General features: G+C 44.2%; 18 protein-coding genes and 1 tRNA gene. 5 read left to right on the top strand and 14 right to left on the bottom strand.

Annotated elements, in window-relative coordinates:
* The first annotated feature begins 767 nt into the window (after positions 1-767).
* On the top strand, positions 768-1,769 hold the full coding sequence (locus QZ918_RS00420) for a bilin-binding protein (protein ID WP_293329705.1): 1,002 nt from the start codon (positions 768-770) through the stop codon (positions 1,767-1,769).
* 338 nt (positions 1,770-2,107) lie between these two features.
* Here the strand turns inward: QZ918_RS00420 and QZ918_RS00415 are convergent, their stop codons facing one another.
* Positions 2,108-2,620 carry a tetratricopeptide repeat protein gene (locus tag QZ918_RS00415; RefSeq protein ID WP_293329703.1) on the bottom strand — a complete coding sequence of 171 codons (513 nt, stop codon included), beginning with the start codon at positions 2,618-2,620 and terminating at the stop codon, positions 2,108-2,110.
* A gap of 316 nt (positions 2,621-2,936) precedes the next feature.
* On the opposite strand from QZ918_RS00415, the gene QZ918_RS00410 reads away from it, so the two are divergent.
* Complete coding sequence (locus QZ918_RS00410; protein ID WP_293329701.1) at positions 2,937-3,551, top strand: hypothetical protein; 615 nt, start codon at positions 2,937-2,939, stop codon at positions 3,549-3,551.
* 7 nt (positions 3,552-3,558) lie between these two features.
* On the opposite strand, the gene QZ918_RS00405 is transcribed toward QZ918_RS00410, so the two are convergent.
* The 5 genes from QZ918_RS00405 to QZ918_RS00385 all read right to left on the bottom strand — a co-directional run bounded on the left by QZ918_RS00405 (position 3,559) and on the right by QZ918_RS00385 (position 7,896).
* Entirely contained in the window at positions 3,559-5,061 is a 1,503-nt protein-coding gene (locus QZ918_RS00405) for a CNNM domain-containing protein (protein ID WP_527250372.1), read from the bottom strand.
* 122 nt (positions 5,062-5,183) lie between these two features.
* On the bottom strand, positions 5,184-5,351 hold the full coding sequence (locus QZ918_RS00400) for a zinc ribbon domain-containing protein (RefSeq protein WP_293329699.1): 168 nt from the start codon (positions 5,349-5,351) through the stop codon (positions 5,184-5,186).
* A 25-nt stretch (positions 5,352-5,376) separates the two neighbouring features.
* Positions 5,377-6,270, bottom strand: coding sequence for an RNA-guided endonuclease InsQ/TnpB family protein (locus QZ918_RS00395; protein WP_293329697.1), 894 nt, complete (start codon positions 6,268-6,270; stop codon positions 5,377-5,379).
* A 326-nt stretch (positions 6,271-6,596) separates the two neighbouring features.
* Entirely contained in the window at positions 6,597-7,241 is a 645-nt protein-coding gene (locus tag QZ918_RS00390) for a hypothetical protein (protein ID WP_293329901.1), read from the bottom strand.
* 496 nt (positions 7,242-7,737) lie between these two features.
* Positions 7,738-7,896 carry a hypothetical protein gene (locus tag QZ918_RS00385; RefSeq protein ID WP_293329695.1) on the bottom strand — a complete coding sequence of 53 codons (159 nt, stop codon included), beginning with the start codon at positions 7,894-7,896 and terminating at the stop codon, positions 7,738-7,740.
* Positions 7,897-7,952: 56 nt separating this feature from the next.
* On the opposite strand from QZ918_RS00385, the gene QZ918_RS00380 reads away from it, so the two are divergent.
* Positions 7,953-8,025 (top strand) — tRNA-Ile (locus QZ918_RS00380).
* 47 nt (positions 8,026-8,072) lie between these two features.
* Here QZ918_RS00380 and pyrR read toward each other — a convergent pair.
* From pyrR to QZ918_RS00355, 5 genes are all read right to left on the bottom strand, one after another.
* Entirely contained in the window at positions 8,073-8,606 is a 534-nt protein-coding gene (gene pyrR / locus QZ918_RS00375) for a bifunctional pyr operon transcriptional regulator/uracil phosphoribosyltransferase PyrR (protein WP_293182435.1), read from the bottom strand.
* A gap of 83 nt (positions 8,607-8,689) precedes the next feature.
* The gene (locus QZ918_RS00370) at positions 8,690-8,854 is read right to left on the bottom strand and encodes a hypothetical protein (protein ID WP_293329694.1); all 165 of its coding nucleotides are present in this window, start codon (positions 8,852-8,854) and stop codon (positions 8,690-8,692) included.
* A 151-nt stretch (positions 8,855-9,005) separates the two neighbouring features.
* Positions 9,006-10,085, bottom strand: coding sequence for an adenosylcobinamide-phosphate synthase CbiB (gene cbiB, locus QZ918_RS00365; RefSeq protein ID WP_293329693.1), 1,080 nt, complete (start codon positions 10,083-10,085; stop codon positions 9,006-9,008).
* 109 nt (positions 10,086-10,194) lie between these two features.
* On the bottom strand, positions 10,195-10,596 hold the full coding sequence (locus QZ918_RS00360) for a GFA family protein (RefSeq protein ID WP_293157319.1): 402 nt from the start codon (positions 10,594-10,596) through the stop codon (positions 10,195-10,197).
* Between the two features lie 33 nt (positions 10,597-10,629).
* The gene (locus QZ918_RS00355; protein WP_293157316.1) at positions 10,630-11,073 is read right to left on the bottom strand and encodes an Rrf2 family transcriptional regulator; all 444 of its coding nucleotides are present in this window, start codon (positions 11,071-11,073) and stop codon (positions 10,630-10,632) included.
* Positions 11,074-11,340: 267 nt separating this feature from the next.
* On the opposite strand from QZ918_RS00355, the gene QZ918_RS00350 reads away from it, so the two are divergent.
* Positions 11,341-11,727 (top strand): AbrB/MazE/SpoVT family DNA-binding domain-containing protein, encoded by a 387-nt coding sequence (locus QZ918_RS00350; RefSeq protein ID WP_293157313.1) that lies wholly within the window; start codon positions 11,341-11,343, stop codon positions 11,725-11,727.
* A gap of 623 nt (positions 11,728-12,350) precedes the next feature.
* Here the strand turns inward: QZ918_RS00350 and QZ918_RS00345 are convergent.
* Complete coding sequence (locus tag QZ918_RS00345; RefSeq protein ID WP_293329691.1) at positions 12,351-12,482, bottom strand: hypothetical protein; 132 nt, start codon at positions 12,480-12,482, stop codon at positions 12,351-12,353.
* 128 nt (positions 12,483-12,610) lie between these two features.
* Here QZ918_RS00345 and QZ918_RS00340 point away from each other — a divergent pair, with 128 nt between their 5' ends.
* The gene (locus tag QZ918_RS00340; RefSeq protein WP_293329689.1) at positions 12,611-16,300 is read left to right on the top strand and encodes a PAS domain S-box protein; all 3,690 of its coding nucleotides are present in this window, start codon (positions 12,611-12,613) and stop codon (positions 16,298-16,300) included.
* 898 nt (positions 16,301-17,198) lie between these two features.
* On the opposite strand, the gene QZ918_RS00335 is transcribed toward QZ918_RS00340, so the two are convergent.
* Positions 17,199-18,590: a Sll1247 family protein gene (locus QZ918_RS00335; RefSeq protein WP_293329687.1), complete on the bottom strand. Its 1,392-nt coding sequence runs from the start codon at positions 18,588-18,590 to the stop codon at positions 17,199-17,201.
* A gap of 172 nt (positions 18,591-18,762) precedes the next feature.
* A complete protein-coding gene (locus QZ918_RS00330; protein WP_293329685.1) occupies positions 18,763-19,866 on the bottom strand; it encodes a site-2 protease family protein in 1,104 nt (367 codons plus the stop codon).
* Positions 19,867-20,313 lie beyond the last annotated feature (447 nt).

The raw sequence follows: 20,313 nt of genomic DNA, 5'->3' as shown, positions 1-20,313 counted from the left end.
TGTAGTGCGGACTTAAGTCCGCATATTCAGAGGACTAAAGTCCTCACTACAAACCTGACAATAAAAGTGTTTGTAGTGCGGACTTAAGTCCGCATATTCAGAGGACTAAAGTCCTCACTACAAACCTGACAATAAAAGTGTTTGTAGTGCGGACTTAAGTCCGCATATTCAGAGGACTAAAGTCCTCACTACAAACCTCGATAAATTTTATTTGACTGAAGTATTAAAAAATATAAAGCAAAATCGCTATTTTCTGCTTTTTGTGGAGTTTAAATTTATTCTGCCGAACAGTGCTGGGTACATACAGCCAGCACTGTCTAGCACGATCGTTAAATCAAGCAATTTTAGGCTAATTTTGAACAATAATAGTCTCTAGCTTCGGTATTTCGGCAAAATAAGGAGTTCTGTTACAGCGACAATTGCCGTTTTTTGACTTTACCAGCTTGGTATATAGGCATTGCACAACGTCAGCCAGCTATTTAATTTCAAAGTCTACTTACAAGTACGGTATTGACTCGCAAATGGCGGCTGCGAAATTTATTATATTTATCAGTATTTATACGATTGAATCCTGGAGTTCTAGGAGATTATAGTTAAAGTCGAATGCTTCAACAAACAAGAGCGATCGCTATTATCGCCATCATTTTGCTACCAAATTCTAGATTAAATCTACTCAAGCATTCGCGCAATTGTATCTCACAAAAAATGAATGTGTGAGTTGAAAACCATCAGCAGCATCTAACCTTGACAGAGTAAATACTAAATCTATGACTACTAATCCTTCCTTTCTCAGTTCCACATCATTCAATCCGCTGTCACCATCGGTAGACTTATCTGTTTCCTTCGCCCAAAAGTATCTACAACAGATGAAAAGCGGTGCCCCTGCGGTTGTGGGTGAGGATAAATTTATCGAACGACGGCGTATCAGTATGGCAAAACAAATGTTGACATCGCTGCGTTCAGTGAGTGCAAAATCATGGACGAAAACTGACTATCTATTGTCAGAAACGTTAGTTGAACACGGTATAGATACGGATCTGATCGATCCTTGGTATATTTCTGGTGGCATCCATCAAGTTTATAAGTTGGCGATCGAAGCATATAGCGAGCAATTGTCACCCTATCGTATAGTCAACAAGGTGAGTCCAATTCTCGGACAAGTCCGACAGCAGGTAACAGAAATTGATCCTCGCGTGATTGGCTTTGTGGCGATGCAATATCACTACACGGGAATGCAGTTGATGGAATTGCTTCCCGAGGGAGAACAGGAAAATTTTGGTAACTACGTCAAAATCCTAGACGATCATCTGTATATGCCACTGCCACGCGCCTACGAAGCTGCTGCAAACCATCCATCGGATTCAGTTGCGCTGCAATCTGTGCGCCTGCTAATGTCGAAGATGACCGAGATTGCTGAACGGGTAGTCGATCGAGTAAATGAACTCTACCCGCGCTATCGTTGTTATTCTGGGCCCCTCAGCAGCGATCGCATCCGTACATCAAGTATTCGCGATGTCGAGATGTTTCAGGTTTATATGTGGGTTTGTTTGCTAGAAGGCAATTTGCACGCGCTAGAAACCGAACTGTTTCCGCTGTGCGTGATGATTTACCCTCGACTGAATGTGAGTTGGGAGCTCGTCAGCCAGATGACTCACCTACTGCGTAAGGAGATTGGGGCATATCTGTCACCCCAACAAGCGGTGTATTGCGAGCCCTTCTATGAGATTCTGCGCCGTATGTTTTCAGAGGAAGTTTTCCCGAATGCTTGATACGCCAAAAACTCTGACGAACAGCACAAAGCTTGATATTAAAGGACTTTAGCTTGTTCCTCCAACATTAGTTATTGTCCTGTTTATTTTGAATTTTGTTTTGGTTTTAATCTAAAAGGCGATCGACATATGACATATTTGCGATCGTCCTCCCATCAAAATCCCTACATATAGCGGTCATCAAAAAAGTCAGGTACGTTGTTGGGCTTAAGCCCTCTGAGTTTAGTGGTTGTATAAACTGTCAGTTATACCTCATCTTTTTGAGAAATGCTATAATACCAATTCAAAAAAATGTTGCTACAATAATTGAAGTTGAGTTGGCTTGATCAAATATTGTCTTATTTACCTTCCGGCTCATCCTCAACTTCTGGTTTACCCTTGTTTTCCTGGTTAAACTTAATTTCATTTTGCAGCGAATTCAATGGAACTAAAAGCATATCAGCTATTTGCGATTGTCCTCTAGCCCTGTAGATATCTATAGCTTTCTGAAAATCTTCTACTGCACCCTGTAGGTTGCCTAATAAAGTTTGAGCATCAGCGCGAACCATATGCGCTTCTACAAAGCCAGGATTGAGATTAATTGCTTGAGTCAAAGTTTCAACTGCTTCTTTGTACAACCTTCTGCGAGCGAGGTCGAACCCTTGTTGATAAAGTTCTTGAGCTTTCATGGCATTTTTTAATTTCTGCTGTTCATCACGCTTGCATAAAGGATCGAGTCTATTCACTTTACCTGATGAATCAAGTATAAAGCAACCTGGTTCTTCCTGAGCATTCGCTACAATTTGAAAAATAGGTAGAGACGCAATAAGGACAGAAGAAAAAGCATAAATTAAGTAGCGGTGTTTCAGCATTACAGGTACTGTTTAAATATTAGTTATAGCGATTTTTAGAAAGATGAGGTACGTTGTTGGGCTTTAGCCCTCTGATCTTAGTGGTTATATAAACTGTCAGTTATACCTCATGTTTTTGAGAAAGGCTATATGTAGACATATCTCATGCCTTTCTGGCTCCAGATATGACATCTATAATGGCAATAGGTGATTTATATCACTTACAGTTAAATACTCAGATCCTAGTATCTGTCGTAGGAACTCGCTCTGCAATAAATCTTGTAAATATCAAAGGTTAATCATCTACTCATTCATACTTTACTCAATGGTAAAATATATGTCTATTGAACAGCGCCGAGGTATTGAAACAATTGACAGAAACCAAAATCTACTTCTCGTTCGCGCTCCTATTGAGTCAGTGGCGGAAAAATTTAGTAGGGCGAGACGTGCGGATGTTTGGGAACGGGATATCTACGATCGCGAAATCGACATTACCACCGAGAGCTATATTGTATTTCAGTTCCGAGGACACCCTTGGACGATCGTTGAGCAACTGACTTATAGGCCCGGTAGCCTTGTATTTGGAGAGGGAGATGCGATCACTCTTTCCAGATTCCCATCCACTCGCGCCATCTACTACAAATGCAGCGATACTTGCGGTTATATTGGTTATAATTGCTACGACGGAGGTGCATTTGCAGAGATGCTGTACTTTGAGGAAGAAATGGATCTCCTATTCCTCTCTAACTTTCGTGAGATTAAAGCTGAGGACATTGAGAGTGGTTTTAGATTTACTGACGCTTTTATGGAGGAGCAAGATATCTATATTCCCTACGTATATTACGAAAATGTGAGGGCTGGCGATCGCCTTAATTTGCGCCCCAAAGGCCCGACGTTAGATGATTTGGTACGCAGCGACTTCGAGCGGGTAGATTATATCGGCGTTAACTAAAATACTCTTAACTCGAAAACTTCGCCGCACCTCTCAAACCGCCATTCGATCGCCCTTTTTCCCCAACTTCCCCACCAGGCGATGCAACTTCTGGCAAATCGCGCGCGGCGAAGCTATCCCCAACAGAATCCTCCGCAGCCGCATCCAGCAAACGAATTTGAATTTGATCCAAGCGGGGCCCGCACGCAGAAACTACTGTAAGTTCCGCATTTTCGCAGCGCCAAACTTCCCCAACCGCCGGCATTCTCTGCAACTGATAACTCAGAAAACCTCCGATTGTCTGATATTCGTCTGTCACCTGCAAGTCCAAATTCAATATTTGATTGATATCATCTACATTTAACTGTGCTTGCGCTAAAAAAGTGCGATCGTCCAATACTTGTAAAGCAATCTCTTTGTTGTCGGGCGACTCGTAAGTGCGGCCGATAATTTCAGCGATCAAATCCCTCAGCGTCACCAACCCGGAAATGCCGCCAAATTCATCGACGACGATCGCAATTTCTTCCGACGAACTCTGCATCAAAGGCAGTAATTCCCCCAGCACCATCATTTCCGGCACAAATCTCACCGAACTAATCCAAGTTACAATCGGCGTGTCGGGAGATAGCAAACCTTCCGCTAAGGGTTTCGCCAGTTGTTTGAAGCCAATAATCCCGATAATATCGTCTAAAGAATCTCCCGTGACGGGATAGCGGGAATGGTTGGAAATCGCCATTTCGTCGAGCAAAGTTTGAAACGTAGCCGTACTGGGAAGTGCCACAATGCTGGGCCTGGGCACCATCACTTCTTCTACGCAAACTTCGCCAAATTCAAACACGTTATTCAGCAATTCTCGCTCTTCTGCTTCCAAGCCGCTAGATTCGCTGGAAGTCGCTATAATTAATTGCAGTTCTTGGGGCGTAACTGGCTGGTGCGTGCGCTCGTATTCGATTCCCGCAAGCTGCAATAGCGATCGCGTGGATTGATTGAGAAACGACACAAAGGGATTGAACAAGCGGGAAATCAATAAACTCGGAGGCCCTAAACTTCTGGCTAGCTGTTCGGAATAAACTAAGGCTACAGATTTGGGCAGGATTTCGCCGAGTACGATTTGCAGGTAAGCTAGCAGGAAAAAAGTTACTATTGAAATGCTGGCAGAATGGGCGATCGCCGATTTGATATAAATTGGTAGCGGCAAATAGCCGATCGACATTCGGATGAGAACGGCGATCGTATCTTCTCCAATCCAGCCGAGAGCTAAACTAGAAAGAGTGATTCCCAACTGCATTGTCGAGAGCAATCGCTCGATACTGTGTATCAAAGATTGAACAGTTATCGCCGGAACATCGCCGGCCTCGACTAATTGATTGATGCGCGATCGGCGTACCGTCACCATCGAAAACTCAGCCGTCACGAAAAAAGCATTGATCGCAATCAGCAGCAGCACTGACAGCAACCGCGACAGCACTTCTGCCCAACTCATCGCGGGTAAATCAGCTATCTCCTGAACTCTAGCCCCTAAAAGTGACACAATTCTCCGTTATATAAGACTTACCCAAACCTACCCAACCTTATACAAAGCTGGACTTTGAACCTTACTTCCTGTTTCAACCTGGTAATGTCGGCACTCACCAGTCCGCAGGCTAGCCCCGCCTAACTGACGGTTTTTGACAAATTAATCGCTGCGTTCAAATCACGGTCAATCTTAAAACCACAATGGCTGCATTCAAACATTCGCTCACTCAGAGAGAGTGTTTCTTTTTTGGTTCCACAATTAGAACAGGTTTTTGAGCTTGGGAACCAACGGTCAACTATTACCAACTTTGAACCGTACAATTTGCACGCTCTAGGTTAATTGGCGGCGGAATTCAAAGAAACCCATATCAGCAACAGATGCAGCCAGTTTATGATTAGCCATCATCCCAGATACATTCAAATCCTCTATGACTATTACACCGTGGTTTTTGGCAAGTAATGTCGTTAGTTTGTGCAACGTATCTTTACGGATGTTAGCTATCTTTCTATGCAGTCTAGCTATCTTGACTTGTGCTTTTTGCCAATTACTCGAACCGATGACTTTATGCCGATTCAACCATTGCATTCTTGAGAGCTTTGCTGCATATTTTTTGTAGGATTTAGCACCGATAACTACTTCACCTGTCGATAGAGTAGCCAATGCTTTAATACCGAGGTCAACTCCTACAATATTTGTTTGGCATGATTCTTGTTGTTCTACATCAAACCTGAAACTGATAAACCACCTGTCGGCAATCCGGGATATCGTGCAAGATTTAGTCAATACTTGCGGTAGCCTTTCATAAGTTTTAAGGATGCCAATTACAGGAACTTGGATTTTGTTGTTCCCGCTTATTTTGACTGTTCCTTCTAATGTGAAAGAATCTCGCCGTCCTTTTTTCTTAAACTTTGGTACGCCAGCAGTCTTTTTAAAACACCGTTTCCATGCTTCTCGCAATGCTATTAATGCGCTCTGCGGTGTAGATTTGCTGCATTCGTAATACCAAGCATTCTCTGATTTTACCATAACTACTAACAGTTTGTGCAGGTCAATAGCTGTAGGAAATTTGAGTTTTTCATTGGGATTGGCTTGATTGTGGTCGAGAATGTTTTTGGTTAACCACAGTCCCCAATTCCAAGCGTGACGCGCTACCCCACAATGTTTGGCTAGCAGTATTCGCTGTCGGGTATTGAGTTTTAATTCGGTTTTAAATCCGAGTAGCATGGCATTTCTTTATTTGGATCGCGACATATATTTCTTGCTTGCACCGTCTTATTGTGACCAATATCAGACACCGCAGCAAGTATGGAAAACCTAACACAAAACAAAAGCTACCCACGATCGGGCACATATGGGCAGCTTTGTCTAACAATCTAGTTACAGTTTCTAGCCCTAGAACAACTTTCTCGATCGAACCTGAGAATCAGTCTGGAGGTTTTGTCTCCTTTTGTCTTGTACCATTGTGCAAAAATAATGCAAATGTAAGCCCGCGATCCAAACACTTAATTCATCAGTCATTTCCAATTGTCGATCGCCAATCGCCAATGCTATTACTTTGCCACTGGAATGCCAGATATTTGCAACTGGAGTTTTTGGCCTGGATAATCTGTCAGCGTCAGCGAAATTTCCTTCGCATTTTCCAGCAAAGCTGTGGGAATACTCACCGTACCGTAATACACCTGCCCGTTGGGTGGAAGTTCCGCCGGCAAATCTTCAGCAGTCGCCGAAAGAGCCCGCCCTTGATTGTCAGTGACGTTCAAGAAACTGTAGAGAAACCTGACAGCTTGGGAACCTTCGTTTTTCATGCTCACGTCTAGCATCATCGAGTTGCTGCGCTGGCTGGCAGCGCTCACTTCCAGAGTTACTCCCCCGTCGCGACTGTTCAGGGGAAACTTGGCACTGGTATTTGCCGCAGCCGGTTTTTTGGCTGTGGCAGATTTAGAGCTTGCCTTGTCTGCTTTAGTATTTGTCGCTGCTGTTTTTTTGTCTGGATCGCGACCTTCTACCCGCGCTTTGACGGTTTTGAGAATGTCTTTTTCTTTCAAAATGCTCACTTGGTCTTTGCTAGCCGCAGCTCCCTGCTTGCCGCTGCCAGAATTGTTGCTGGGGCGAACATCAGGTTGAGTCGTTCCTTTCAAGGCTTCGCGACCTATAGTAAATCCCCAAACAGAACTCGTCACACCTGCTCCAAACATCAGACCGAGCAGAATAAGAGTCAGCACTACCGTCGAATTCACCTTTCTTCCTCCCTGGAGACTTCCGCCAAAGCTGTACTCGGCTTGGCGGTGAGAGAAAAGGGAGGCCAGGGTCTATACTGCATTATGTATCTCCATAAAAAGAAACCGTTGCGCCTCAAAAGTGGTTATTCTCCCTGGCATACCTGCTTACATTACAGGATAGAGGCTGCTGATATTGTTCTTTCGCTTACCCGCCTCAGTGGGGCGTTTAATTTGGGGATTGCTCCCTCTCGGATTGCTCCGGTAATGTTAGCTTCGACAAAGTTAGTGGTCGGTACTTTCTCGCTTGGCACTGTCTCCCAAATGACTGTTTAACCTAAGAGTTTTAGAGCTACGGACTAGCTACGCATCCGTAGGTAAGAACTTAAACGCTTGCCACTAACGTAGGCATTACTGCCTGAGTCTGGTCAACTAGGGCTATCTTTCAAGCCCCCGTTATAGTCGGTACTCCGATTTAACGGTGGGTTGTTGACTGCCATTGCCTATAAAGTTGATTCCAAATCCTAGAAACTGCTAATTCCAGTCGATCGACTCCAGCACAGAGTTGTGATGCAGGCGATCGCGGGTTCGGCAGATCTAAAAGATTTTGATTTTTGTTCTCTAGTTCTAGCACGGACTGGGAAATTATGTTATACTACTTTTGAGTTGGATAGACACAAGTCGATCTAACGGCAGTTGGCCGAGCGGTTTAGGCAGCGAACTCATAATTCGCCCCAGGCAGGTTCAACTCCTGCACTGCCGATTTTATGGTACGTTGTGTCCCCGATGTTTCGAGGTTAACGGGCGATATCAACCCTTAATCAATTCCACTCCGTCGCGCCCGTCAAGTTCTTGAACATAAACCTTAACTTGTTCTTCCTTGGCTGTCGGCAACTTTTTGCCTGTGAAATCCGGCTGAATCGGTACTTCTCGGTGGCCGCGATCGACTAATACCGCCAACCAAATTTTCTCCGGCCGCCCGTAATCGTTTACCGCATTCAAAGCCGCTCGAATTGTTCTACCTTTATATATAACGTCATCTACCAACACCACCGTTTTGCCCGTCAAATCGAAAGGAATTTCGGTTTTAGCCGGTGTCCGCATCGCAACTCGATCCAAGTCATCTCGGTAAAACGTAATATCCAAAGCACCCACGCATACTTTGACCTGTTCGAGGACTTCAATTTGAGCTGCCAACATTTGAGCTAAAGGCACTCCTCTAGTATGAATCCCCAACAGCACTAAGTCCGAAGGAGCTCCTGATTTTTCGACAATCTGGGAAGCGACGCGGGTGAGAGTCCGCCTCACTTCATCCGGGGATAAAATCTTGATAATTTTAGTCATTGCTGGCTGCGAGCTAATGGTTGGCTGTTGGCGAATCGAAGGATTTTAGAGTTTAGAGTTTAGATTGATTGGACAAATTAATCTCAGGGTTGGAACAATTTTAGATGTGAGACTTCGGCTTCAACAGTTGACAGTTGACAGTTGACAGTTGACAGTTCAAGAGCGAACTCTACCATTAACTCCCAAGATTGGAGTAATGAATAGTCTGATTTTAATTTCTCCCTCAAAGACTTGGGGCTTTCAACCAATTCTTTCTGGTAAGTGCCAGCGTCGAACGATTTGAGATGTTAGGTTGAGTTGACGGTTGAATCTGGGAGTAGAACTACTAACTTCCAAACTTTTTTGGCTCTTCCAGACTACTGTCGGAGGGCTATATCTGTTTGCGTGTCAGTTCTATTGTTAGGGAACAAAAGATAATAAAGTATAAACAAGCAATGATAGTCCCAACCAAATCAGAAAGCAATACCGAGTTAATTGCAATGCTCGGTTAATTTGCTGCGGCGCGATCGCACTTTGAGGCTCGCCTAACAGCGGTTTGTGTTTGATAACTCCCCGATAGGAATTTGTACCTCCCAGTTGTACTCCCAAGATGGCGGCGTAGGCGCACTCGCTCCAACCGGAATTGGGACTGGCATCTTTAACAGCATCTCTCTGACAAATCTGCCAAACGTAGATCGGTTTGCCAGATATCAGGGCTAAAGTAATCACTGTTAGCCGGCAAGGAATCCATGTCAGCACGTCTTCTAGTTTGGCGCTAAACCATCCTAAATCTGTGTATGGTGCTTCTTTGTAGCCGACGGTAGAATCTAATGTGCTAGCTGCTTTGTAGGCGATCGCACAGGGAACTATCGCCAGATGCCACATCGAGTCAGGAGCGATCGGTCGATCGATAACAGTTAATAATAGATGCGGCAGAGCGAACCCAACTAATCCATAAAATAGCGGGGCAGTCACGCCATCCACTGCATTCTCTGTTACAGTTTCTAACAATGCTCGCAGAATTTCTGGCTCAGATAAGTTTTCGGTATCCCGGCCGACGTAAAGGCTCAACCTTTCTCGCGCCTTGACTAAATCTCCAACATTTAAAGGGGCTAGCACGTCCTCGGCAGCCGCCCTCAAACTGCGACCGGCAAAACAGCTAGCCAGCAAAATGGTTTGTAGGGCAATGCCTAAAACAGGATGCACCCAACTAGCAGCAACGACGATCGACCAACTGACAGTATAACTGCCTATAATCAGCCCGATCGCTAGTATTGTACCAGCACATCGTAGAACCAGTTGGTGCCGCTCGCCTGGAGGACGATCGCCGGAGCGAGACATTTTGTCTGCGGGATTGTTGCAGATATTAAAGACAAATCGAGTATAGCGGTCGATCGCCCAACCCATCGCCTGTACCGGATGCGGCCAACCCCAAGGATCGCCGATCGAATAATCCAATACCGCAGCTAAAATCAAAACAGTAAATTCATCCGGCATCATTATATATAGTGTTAAACATGATAGTCCGTCCGATCGCTCAAGTGCGATCGGGTAGCTGCTGTTTTAACTGCTGCTACCAAGAGCGGAGTGTGATTTTTTAGAGCCGATTTTAACTGCTGAGATGACTTTCGTCGTGCAGTTCGTGTACGTTCTGTTCCCAATTAACACCGTCAAAGGGTAGAATCTGAAATTGGGAAACGGCATAGTCGTCAAGACAGCGGACGTTGACATCGAATTGATCCGGATGCGATCGGGGACGATAGAACGAGTGAATGCCACAAATCCGGCAGAAAGTATGTTTAGCAGTGCCTGTATTAAATGTATAGGTTGTCAAAACATCTTCCCCGCAGAGCAAGGTAAAACGTTCCGGCGGCACAATCAGGTGCAAAAATCCTTTCTTTTTACAGATAGAGCAGTTGCAGTCAGATGACGAGTGTTTGTCAACCGCGACTGTGAAGCGGACAGCACCGCAATGACAGCCACCGGAATAGGTAACAAGTGTTGCGTCCATGTTCTCGGGCGATCGAATAAATGAACTTACCATCTAAATGATAAAGCTAGTTTCTTCTCCGAGAGCAGCTTGCCAACTGCGGACATCATAGTATAAGTCTTCGAGGGAAATACTGTACAGCGCGACCGCAAGTTTTTTGTGCAATCGGTTCCACAAACTGAATGTTACCCAGTCCTCTGGTTGGGTCGCGTCAGGAGAATGTCGAGGTAAAGGTTCAATAGTTTCCCCTACAGCCTCTAAGATTTGTCCTAAAGAGATTTGAGCTGGCTCCCGAGCCAATTGATATCCTCCCTGGGAGCCCCGAACAGATTGGACTAAACCGGCTCGTCGCATTTCAATCAGCAATTTTTCTAGATATGGAGCGGGTAACTCCTGTCGGTTCGCAATCGATTTCACCGATGTCGGCCCGAACCGAGGTTGCAAACTTAGATCCAGTAGAGCTTTGACACTGTAGTGTCCGCGTGTGGTTAACTTCATGGGATTTTAAGAGGGGGGCAAATATTCAGCTAGCTGATAGCTGATAGCTTATGCTACCTAGTTTAGAGATTGCTCGCACGCTCCTGGCAGCTACTCCTGAAGAAAGACTCCACCTTGTTAAAAATATTTAGACAATAGTGGTTAACAATTGAGCCGATCGGTGTAATATAGTTTTACAACCAGCTATAAAGCTAAAGTTTCTTGGTCAAACCAAAAACCAACCGAGAAAAAATCCGTACACCACTTGAATATTTCAGGACTCAGTAAATGGCTAAAAAGAAAAATATCGAACCCCTTGAAGGCGAAGATCTGATCAAAAAGGTCAAAGACCTAGAAAATCTTACCAAGGAAGAAAAAGCTAGGGCCTGTGGCTACTACACCGTTACCAAGAACGGCGTAGAACGGGTCAACATGATGAAATTCCTGAATGCGCTGATTGATGCAGAAGGCATTCAGCTAGATGGGAAGCAAAACGGCAACGGACGCGGCGGACGCTCGGCTAGCTATCGGATTAGCGTTCAATCTAACGGCAACTTACTGATTGGAGCTGCCTACACCAAGCAGATGGAACTCCAGCCGGGAGATGAATTTGAAATTTCTCTGGGACGCAAGCACATTCACCTGCGCCAAATCGATCGCGAAGAAGTATCCTAGGTCTTTACAATTTGCTTTGAATTCTTGCTTGAACGGGTTGGTTTGACTTCAAGCATTGACTGCTGGCAAAGAGCGGGCTCTGAAATTTTGCTCTGAAATTTTTCAGTGCGCCTAAAACAGTATGGATTCTATAGATGGCAATGGCTCGACAAAAGCCAGTGCTACTACTTTATATTTTCTGAGAATACCTATTCTCGCCCCTCGCTATATCCGTTTGGACAAGCGAGGGATTTTCCGCGTAGCTGTTGAGAGTTGACAGTTGACAGTTGACAGTTGACAGTTGACAGTTGGGAGTTGCTCGAACAACGAAGAGGGAAGAAGGAAAAGGAAGAGGTTCGAGGGAAGAGGTTCGAGGGAAGATTTATTTTATAGGGGATTTAAGGGATTTTACGGATGAGGTTTGAGGGAAGAAGTAGCTTGCGTTAAGGTAAGAAACCAAACTTGGCAAAGAAAATGGCGCAGGTATTTTCAGCCAAGAGTATGTAATACCAGTTTTAAAAAAAGAATAGACTGGAATTGCATATAGCCTTTCTCAGAAAGATGAGGTATGACTGACAGCTTATATAACCGCCTAAACTAAGAGGGCTGAAGCCCAACAACGTACCTCATCTTTCAGAGAATCGCTATAAATCTTTGATGCAAGAGGGCAACCGCTTCGGAATGCAGATGTATTTCCCGATTGGAGAGCGACTTTTCCAATCTTGTCTGATGCGACTCTCGTGCTGGCGATCGCAAACACGAGCTCGATCGTTCATTCCCACATCTAAAATCTAAAATCTAAAGTCTAAAATCGACTGACACCCAAGCAAGCAGCTTCGATCGCCCTAGGTGAAATTATGGGTCGAAACAGTTAGAGTGTTAGGGAGCAATTAGTCACCAGCCTATGCCTTTGTCCCGATTCGCCTTTCAAACTGTCCGACAACCCACAAAAATACCTCTGCGCTGCGTTCTAGTAGGCTCTTTTGTGGTGCAAATCGTCGCAGCAGTCGGGATGGTCGGATATTTTTCCTTTCGCAACGGACAAAGAGCAGTCGAAGAGCTTGCCCAGAAGCTGATCGGGGAGACGGGGAAAAGAGTTGAAGAAAAGCTGAGTGGTGTTCTCGAAAATACTCACTGGGTAAATCAACTCAACGCTGAAGCGATCGACCGCAGGGAATTAAACTTACAGTTAGAAAGCCGCCAGCCTCGGGCAGAAAAGTTCCTTTGGCAGCAAATGCAATCGTTTAAAAGCATTCAGTGGATGTCCCTCGGTTCTGAAAAATCAGGAGAATGTCTCGCCATTTGGCGCAACCCTAAGGACAAGAGCTTGCAAATTGTCGTCGCTAACAAATCTACCAACTCTCAGAACATTTACTACGCGACAGACAACAGAGGAACAGGCACGGTTAAATTAAAAGTAGAAGCAGGAACCTACGATGCTCGCCAGCGCCCTTGGTACAAAGAAGCTGTCGCAGCTAACAAACCAATTTGGACGAGCATTTACCCCGGTTTCACTCCGGGGACTGTGTTTATTGCTGCGAGTCAACCGATTCGCGATCGCAATGGTAAATTGCTGGGAGTTAGTGCGGTAGACTTTTCGATCTTGGAAATTCAGCAATATCTCCATCGCCTCAGGTTTAGCAAAACGGGGGAAATTTTCGCGATCGAACGATCGGGCTTGCTGGTTGCCAGTTCGAGTCAAGAATCACCCTTTAGAAAGATGTCGGGAAAGTCGCAGCCGGAGCGGCTGAATGTTTTAGACAGCAAAACTCCTGTTATTCGTACCGCAGCTAAGCATTTGTACGAATACTTCGGGGGCTTTGGCGAGATTAAGCAGCGGCATCAACTGAAATTTAACCGAGACGGGCAGGATTATTTTGTGGCAGTGGTGCCTTTTTCTGATAGTTACGGTTTGAACTGGCTGATTGCGATCGCAGTTCCCGAATCCGATTTCATGGGGCAAGTTAACAGAAATACCCGCAATACGATTGTACTTTGTGCGGCGGCGCTGCTGCTATCGACAATTGCCGGAGTTCTGACAGCTAGGTGGGTAACGCTACCGCTGCTGCGTCTCAACGCAGCAGCTAAGGATATTGCCCAAGGAGAATTCGATCGCACTGTTGGCGTGAGCAGGCTGGATGAAGTCGGTAAATTAGCCCAATCTTTTAATGAAATGGCCGCTCAATTGAAAAAGTCTTTTGAAGCTTTGGCGTCTAGTGAAGAAAAATTTGCCAAGTTGTTAGAAAGCTTGCCCGTTGGAGTCACAGCCCTGACTCCCGCAGGTAGCACTATTTTTATGAATTCGGTGGGAGAAGAGCTCACTGGCAAAAGGGCAATGCCAAGTACAACCGCAGCAGGGCTCTCAGAAACTTATCAGCTTTATGTAGCAGGCACCGATCGGCTGTACCCGATCGATAAGTCCCCGTTTGCACGGGCTGTGAGGGGTGGAACAATGATTGTTGAAGATATAGAAATTCGCCCCGGTGGGAAAATTATTCCTTTGCAAGTGCGATCGATGCCGGTGTTTGACGCTCTTGGCAATGTCCTGTATGTGATTATTGTTTTTCAAGATATCACCGATCGCAAACAAGCAGAAAAAATATTGGCTGACTACAACCGGACTCTGGAAATTGAAGTAGCTTCGCGCACAACCGAGTTAGCCGAAATCAATGCCCGCTTGGAAATCGAAATTGAGGAGCGCAAGCAAGCTACAAAAATTATCCGCAAAGAGCGGGACTTTAACTTCAAGATTATCGAAAATTCTCCGATATTTTTTGTGGCGATCGACCGTCAGGGTAAAATCCTGCGGGCGAATGACTGTATGCTGCAAGCTGTGGGCTATACTGCCGCAGAAGTTATCGGCAAAGATTATTTAAATACATTTGTACCAGAGGGCGATCGAGCCGGATTGCACTCGATTTTTAAGGGCGTGACAGCCAGCCCGCAAACGGTTAGCGAACACCAAATTCTCACTAAGTGTGATTCCCTAGGGGATAGCTACGCCGCGCGTACTTTATTAGTAGAGTGGCACGGTACGCCCGTTTTGGATGAAAATGGCAATTTTGACTTTCTTTTTGGATTTGGGATCGATATTGGCGATCGCAAACAAGCACAATTAGCCTTGCAAAAAAGCGAAGCTCTGTTTCAGAAATTAGCGATCACAGTTCCCGGAGAACTTTACATATTCGTCCAGCATCCCGACGGCTCGGTAAAGATGGAATATATCAGTCCGCTGTGCCGGGAAATTCAAGAATTAGAGCCGGAGGAAATCCAGAATAACTCTGCTTTACTCTACGAACAAATGCACCCAGACGATCGCCCCAGTCACTTCGAGGCAATTACCAAAAGTGCGAACGATCTCGAACCATTTTCCCACGAGTGGCGGATTGTGACAGCATCGGGAAAACTCAAATGGCTGCAAGGCTATTCTCGCCCGGAATTGCGCGAAAATGGAGATATCGTCTGGCACGGCATAATACTTGATATTAGCGATCGCAAACAAGCAGAACAAGAACTCAAACAAGCCAAAGAAGCCGCAGAAGCTGCCAACAAAGCTAAAAGCATCTTTCTCGCCAACATGAGCCACGAATTGCGAACACCCCTCAACGCCATTCTCGGCTTTGCTCAATTAATAGAACCCAGTGCTAATTTAACTTTGCAGGAACAAGAGAATATTAAAATTATTCGTCGCAGCGGAGAACACTTGCTTCAACTCATCAATCAAATATTAGACTTATCTAGAATTGAAGCTCGACGCATGACACTCAACCCAAAAAACTTTGACTTGTACCGTTTGTTGGGCGACGTGCAAAATATGTTTCAACTTCCCGCACAAAATAAAGGATTGCAATTAATTTTCAACCGCTCGCCCGATGTTCCTCAGTACGTACAAGCTGATGACGTTAAGTTGCGACAAGTGCTGATTAATTTGTTAGATAATGCCGTTAAATTCACCCAAAAAGGCTCAATTTCAGTAACAGTAAGACCCACAATAGAAGTAGCTATGTCTCCAGAAACAGATAATATCAATCTATCAGAAACTCAAAAAAATAATGCTTTTATTTACTTTGAAATTGCCGATACAGGGTTAGGAATTATCCCCGAGGAATTAGACAGTATATTTGAATTATTCGTGCAAAGTTCATCTGGTCAAAAAGTTCAAAAAGGTACAGGTTTAGGATTAAGTATCAGCCGCGAGTTCATCAAATTAATGGGCGGTGACATTACCGCAGAAAGCGAAGTTGGACGCGGCACAGTCTTCAAATTTGATATTCAAGTTGTGACGGGAGTCGGCCCTGTTGAACTTATCAATAAATATGTTACATTAAATAATTTATCGGAGAGTTCAACTCTTGCTACCGAAAAAATATCTGATAGTGCTGCAATCTTTACGTTGGACTCGAAGCCGCAAGTTTCCCCAGAATGGACGCGCAATCTCAAACAGGCAGTCCATCAGGCTGACTTCGATTTTATTGCCAAAACAATTGAGGAAATTCGCAGCGATAATCCTATTTTTGCCGAAGTTTTGATGAATCATTTAGATAATTTTGATTATCACAAGATACTCGATTTGATTGCAAAATTTGAGTTGTAGGGTATACCTAATGACTAATGACTAATACCATTTTTTCCCAAAAATGCAACAGTATTCGTAGGGTGCGTCACCTGCGAACAATCCCTAAGAAAGAGCGACAATCTGACGGCGATGCACCTGATGGTATTTGTGAGAGTCGTGCTACATATTTTTTTTGAGCTGAGTTAAATGGAGAGTTGTTTGCTCAGGCGATGTGTAATACCAATTCACTATGAACTTGCACTTAATATGGTTTCCAAGATATAGTCCCAACCATATTTGGTATTCTTTACTTTACCATGTATGAGCGTGTACTTTCATTGTGAATTGGTATCAGGTGCGTCGCTATCAGATTGCGGGTTAAGTTGAGGGATTTTTCATGGGCGACGCACCCTACGAATACTAAGCGTATAGGGCAATACGGTTTACTTAACGCTTTTGATGAATTTCATCTGACGATTTTTGGATTATAAAGAGGTGAAGTAGATATTAAGAATATTTTACCGCAGAGAACACAGAGAACACAGAGAGGGGAGGGATAAAAGGTTTTTTTACGACATCCAAAACCCTCGCAATACTCTTCCCTCTGCGCCAAAAGCGCCCCAATACGGTTCAAAACTCTTCTCTTGATGGAGTGGATTGTATTGCAATACGGTTTACTTAATGCTTTTGATGAATTTCATCTGACGATTTTCTGGCAATATAGCCATTTTGGGCAAGTCAGATTTTTCTTAAGTCAACTGTATTGGCGTATAGGGGCGGAAGCCCAACAACGTATTTCATATTTCTGGAAACCGTTATATCAGGTGCGTCGCTATCAGATTGTCGGTTAAGTTGAGGGATTTTTCGTGGCGACGCACCCTACGAATACTAATGACTAATGACTAATGACTAATGACTGATGACTAATGACTAATGACTAATCTCGAACTTTTGAAATTTGTTTGTGCTGAGAAAAAACTCGACAGTTATTGAGATCAATAAACAACTGTTCTTCTTTATGCTTGTCTGACATATTCACTAGATTGTATTGAACATTGTCTCCATAAATAGTTAGAGCAATCTGGCAAACTTCTAAAAATTTAATTAGCCACTGACATTCAGCAGCGGAGTTATCTTGATAGTATTCAATTAATCGAGCAAAACAAAGTTCTAAGTAGGTTTGGGAATACGGCGAGATTAAAATTATCTTTAGCATCAAAATCGCTAGCGTTAAAGGATTTAGTTGAGTCGCGAAAATTAGAAATAAGGCGGTTGGTTCCCCAGAATTTTCCACAGTCAAACATTTTATTAGATGATTGCAAGTTCTGAGCAACAGGCTACTGTTCAAAATTTCTTCGTCATTCTGGGGATGAAAATTATCTAAAATATTGATGAGTTGTTGGTGATAAATATCAGAACTATTTTTTTTTTCATTGTAATAACATAAATACTTAATCAGAGATTCCTTGAACTGCTTGTAGGTAATATTTTGACTGTGACTGATAAAAAGATTGGCTAAGCTGCGATAGTTCAACGAGCCTCGGTTGACCAAAATTATTTTGATTAAACGCAGGGCTTCCTCTCCTAAAAGTGTGGGATTATGATAATTTTTAAATTTGAACTCGGCTGACTGTGAGCGAGATGTATACATTGCTAGGTCAAACTTATACTTGTCTTTTAACTTCTGGGACAAGTGTTTGGCAGTTTGGCGTGCTTCGAGGGTGTTTTTAGTATCGAGATATTGAGTGGCTAGCAAATAAGGCTGATAGCGAGAAGTCCAGTGCTTTTCTACGGGCTGGTAGTCGCCGTACTTCAATACAAATAATTTGATGTTTTCATAGTCTTGGCTGCTGACAAAGTTTGTCAGCCACACTTTCAGTCTTTTGAGAATATTGTCTGCGTGAGGCTCGCTGAGGGTTCTCTCGCTAATAATTGTAATTAATTTCCGAGCAAGTTCGTATTGTTTGTTGGATATCCAGTTATTTAATAAGATGTATGAGCAGCGTTTAAATAAGTTGTTAAATTCTTGTTGACTGTTAAATTCAATTATTGTGTATAGGGATTGAATTAATTTAGGGTGAACTGGAGCAATTAGTTCTACAAAGATTTTTTTGAATTCCTGGAGACTAACTTCTGGTTCCGAGTTGTTGATGTGATATATGAAAAATTTGTAAAGGATCTCTTGAGATGCAAAAACTGTCAGCTCCGATTTTTGTAATTGAGCTGTTGGTTGAGACGATCGCGCCTGGGGCAATATATTGTTTGTGAGAGTAGGGAGAACTTTTGACTCTTGGGTTTCGGATTGAGAGGTAACGTTCTGAGATGGCATACCGTCCTCGCTCAGATGATCAATACACTATTATAGTTATTTATTGCTGCTTTGCAGCTAATAATTTAGTATTTTACTTGACTTTTGGGTGGCTACAGTTAACCCCCCCGATCGCCCTTTTGGTAAGGCAAATCGAGGGGGTTAACTGTTATTTGTCAAGTATCTGAGGGTGTCAAGCGGGGTTTGCTTGAGCTCGTCTTTGCAGGAGGCGGGCAATCTCAGCTTTTTCTACAAGTCCGACTAGGACGCCGTTTTCGCCTGTGACGGGGAGTTCTTGGACTTTGAGTTGTTCGAGGAGGGTGACGACTTCGAGGAGGGACAATTCGGGTTTGACGGTGGTGGAAAATTCGATCGGCTTCAGGATATCTTTAACTTGAACTTGGGGCCAGGTTCCGGTGGGGATGGTTTTCATGTCATCAAGGTCGATCGCACCTATTAATTGTCCCGCATCATCGGTAACTAGGAACCGGCGCCAGGTGTGAGTGCTGCCGATGACGTAGTTGTTGGCAAATTTTCTGAGGGATAAGTTTTCTGGGACGATCGGGCTTTCGGCAGTCAAAGCATCTGCGGCTGTCAGTCCTGCGAGTTCATTTTGGACTGTAGCAGACTGTGCAGACTGGCCAGCATTTTGCAGCAAGAACCAACCGATTACTAGATTCCAAACATTGCTGAAGATGCCTGTAGCAATGGCAACCCAGCCAATGATTTGACCGACGCGGCTGGCAAAAATTACGCCTTTGTAAGGGTTGCCGGTAATCTTCCAGACGATCGCTTTGAGGATGTTACCACCATCGAGGGGCAAGCCGGGAATTAAGTTAAATAAAGCTAAAGCGAGGTTGATGGAAGCTAAAAGTTGAACGATGGCGGCTGCGGGGCCTGTAAGGGCTGCACCGACGCCGATAACTGTTAGCGAACCAGCCAACAATAAGCTGACTAACGGGCCTGCAATGGCTACCCAAAATGCTTCGGCAGGGGTTTTCGACTCTCTTTCTAAATTAGCCAGTCCACCAAACAGAAATAGCGAAATCGATTTCACGCCAATTCCCTGTTTGATAGCTACCCAACTGTGTCCTAATTCGTGGGCTAAGACGGAAGCAAATAACAGCAACGCTGCGAATAATCCTAGCAGCCAGGGCGCTACGGGGCCTAATGCTGGAAACAGGGCTGCTAGTGCACCGCCGTATTGCCAGGTTACTAAACCCAGAACTAAAAACCAAGATGCGTTGACATAAAAGGGAATTCCAAACAGGTTGCCGACGCGAAATGTACCGTTCATAATGGCTACCTCTGATATTATGGGCGAGAGTTTTTTGCTCTCTGTTTCCTTATCGTAACGAAATGTAACTGAGATGTTAATGGTTGAATTAGGGTGGTATCCGTCTGTTGAGGTTCGGTTTTGGGAATTGAGGCGGGATTTCCAACTTTGGATATAGTTACATCTGCTTGTGGGGTGGGCCTTGAGCAGCGCCCGAACAGGCAAGATGCCTGTTCCACAACAGACAAGATGCTTGTTCCACTACAGGTAATATCGCGTCCTGTCAGATAACTATCATAAAATTGGTTTGTAGTGAGGACTTTAGTCCTTCTTCTGTCAAGGACTAAAGTCCTCACTACAAACTTTATAGATCGCAGGTAATTGACCGAATATGAGATAAGATGCCTATTGCACCACAGTTAAATATTCTTGAGCTATAATAATTCACCCTGACATTACTTTTGGAGC

Source organism: Microcoleus sp. CAWBG58, from assembly GCF_020883045.1.
Lineage (GTDB): Bacteria > Cyanobacteriota > Cyanobacteriia > Cyanobacteriales > Microcoleaceae > Microcoleus.
The sequence above is the reverse complement of the archived record's forward strand: the minus strand, read 5'-3'. Positions and strand labels throughout refer to the sequence as shown.

Bases quoted from the DNA above. Each gene is read 5' to 3' on its own strand.
- QZ918_RS00420 (WP_293329705.1), top strand. From the start codon at position 768: ATGACTACTAATCCTTCCTTTCTCAGTTCCACATCATTCAATCCGCTG.
- QZ918_RS00415 (WP_293329703.1), bottom strand. From the start codon at position 2,620: ATGCTGAAACACCGCTACTTAATTTATGCTTTTTCTTCTGTCCTTATT.
- QZ918_RS00410 (WP_293329701.1), top strand. From the start codon at position 2,937: ATGTCTATTGAACAGCGCCGAGGTATTGAAACAATTGACAGAAACCAA.
- QZ918_RS00395 (WP_293329697.1), bottom strand. From the start codon at position 6,270: ATGCTACTCGGATTTAAAACCGAATTAAAACTCAATACCCGACAGCGA.
- QZ918_RS00390 (WP_293329901.1), bottom strand. From the start codon at position 7,241: ATGTTTGGAGCAGGTGTGACGAGTTCTGTTTGGGGATTTACTATAGGT.
- pyrR (WP_293182435.1), bottom strand. From the start codon at position 8,606: ATGACTAAAATTATCAAGATTTTATCCCCGGATGAAGTGAGGCGGACT.
- cbiB (WP_293329693.1), bottom strand. From the start codon at position 10,085: ATGATGCCGGATGAATTTACTGTTTTGATTTTAGCTGCGGTATTGGAT.
- QZ918_RS00360 (WP_293157319.1), bottom strand. From the start codon at position 10,596: ATGGACGCAACACTTGTTACCTATTCCGGTGGCTGTCATTGCGGTGCT.
- QZ918_RS00355 (WP_293157316.1), bottom strand. From the start codon at position 11,073: ATGAAGTTAACCACACGCGGACACTACAGTGTCAAAGCTCTACTGGAT.
- QZ918_RS00350 (WP_293157313.1), top strand. From the start codon at position 11,341: ATGGCTAAAAAGAAAAATATCGAACCCCTTGAAGGCGAAGATCTGATC.
- QZ918_RS00345 (WP_293329691.1), bottom strand. From the start codon at position 12,482: ATGAACGATCGAGCTCGTGTTTGCGATCGCCAGCACGAGAGTCGCATC.
- QZ918_RS00340 (WP_293329689.1), top strand. From the start codon at position 12,611: ATGCCTTTGTCCCGATTCGCCTTTCAAACTGTCCGACAACCCACAAAA.
- QZ918_RS00335 (WP_293329687.1), bottom strand. From the start codon at position 18,590: ATGCCATCTCAGAACGTTACCTCTCAATCCGAAACCCAAGAGTCAAAA.
- QZ918_RS00330 (WP_293329685.1), bottom strand. From the start codon at position 19,866: ATGAACGGTACATTTCGCGTCGGCAACCTGTTTGGAATTCCCTTTTAT.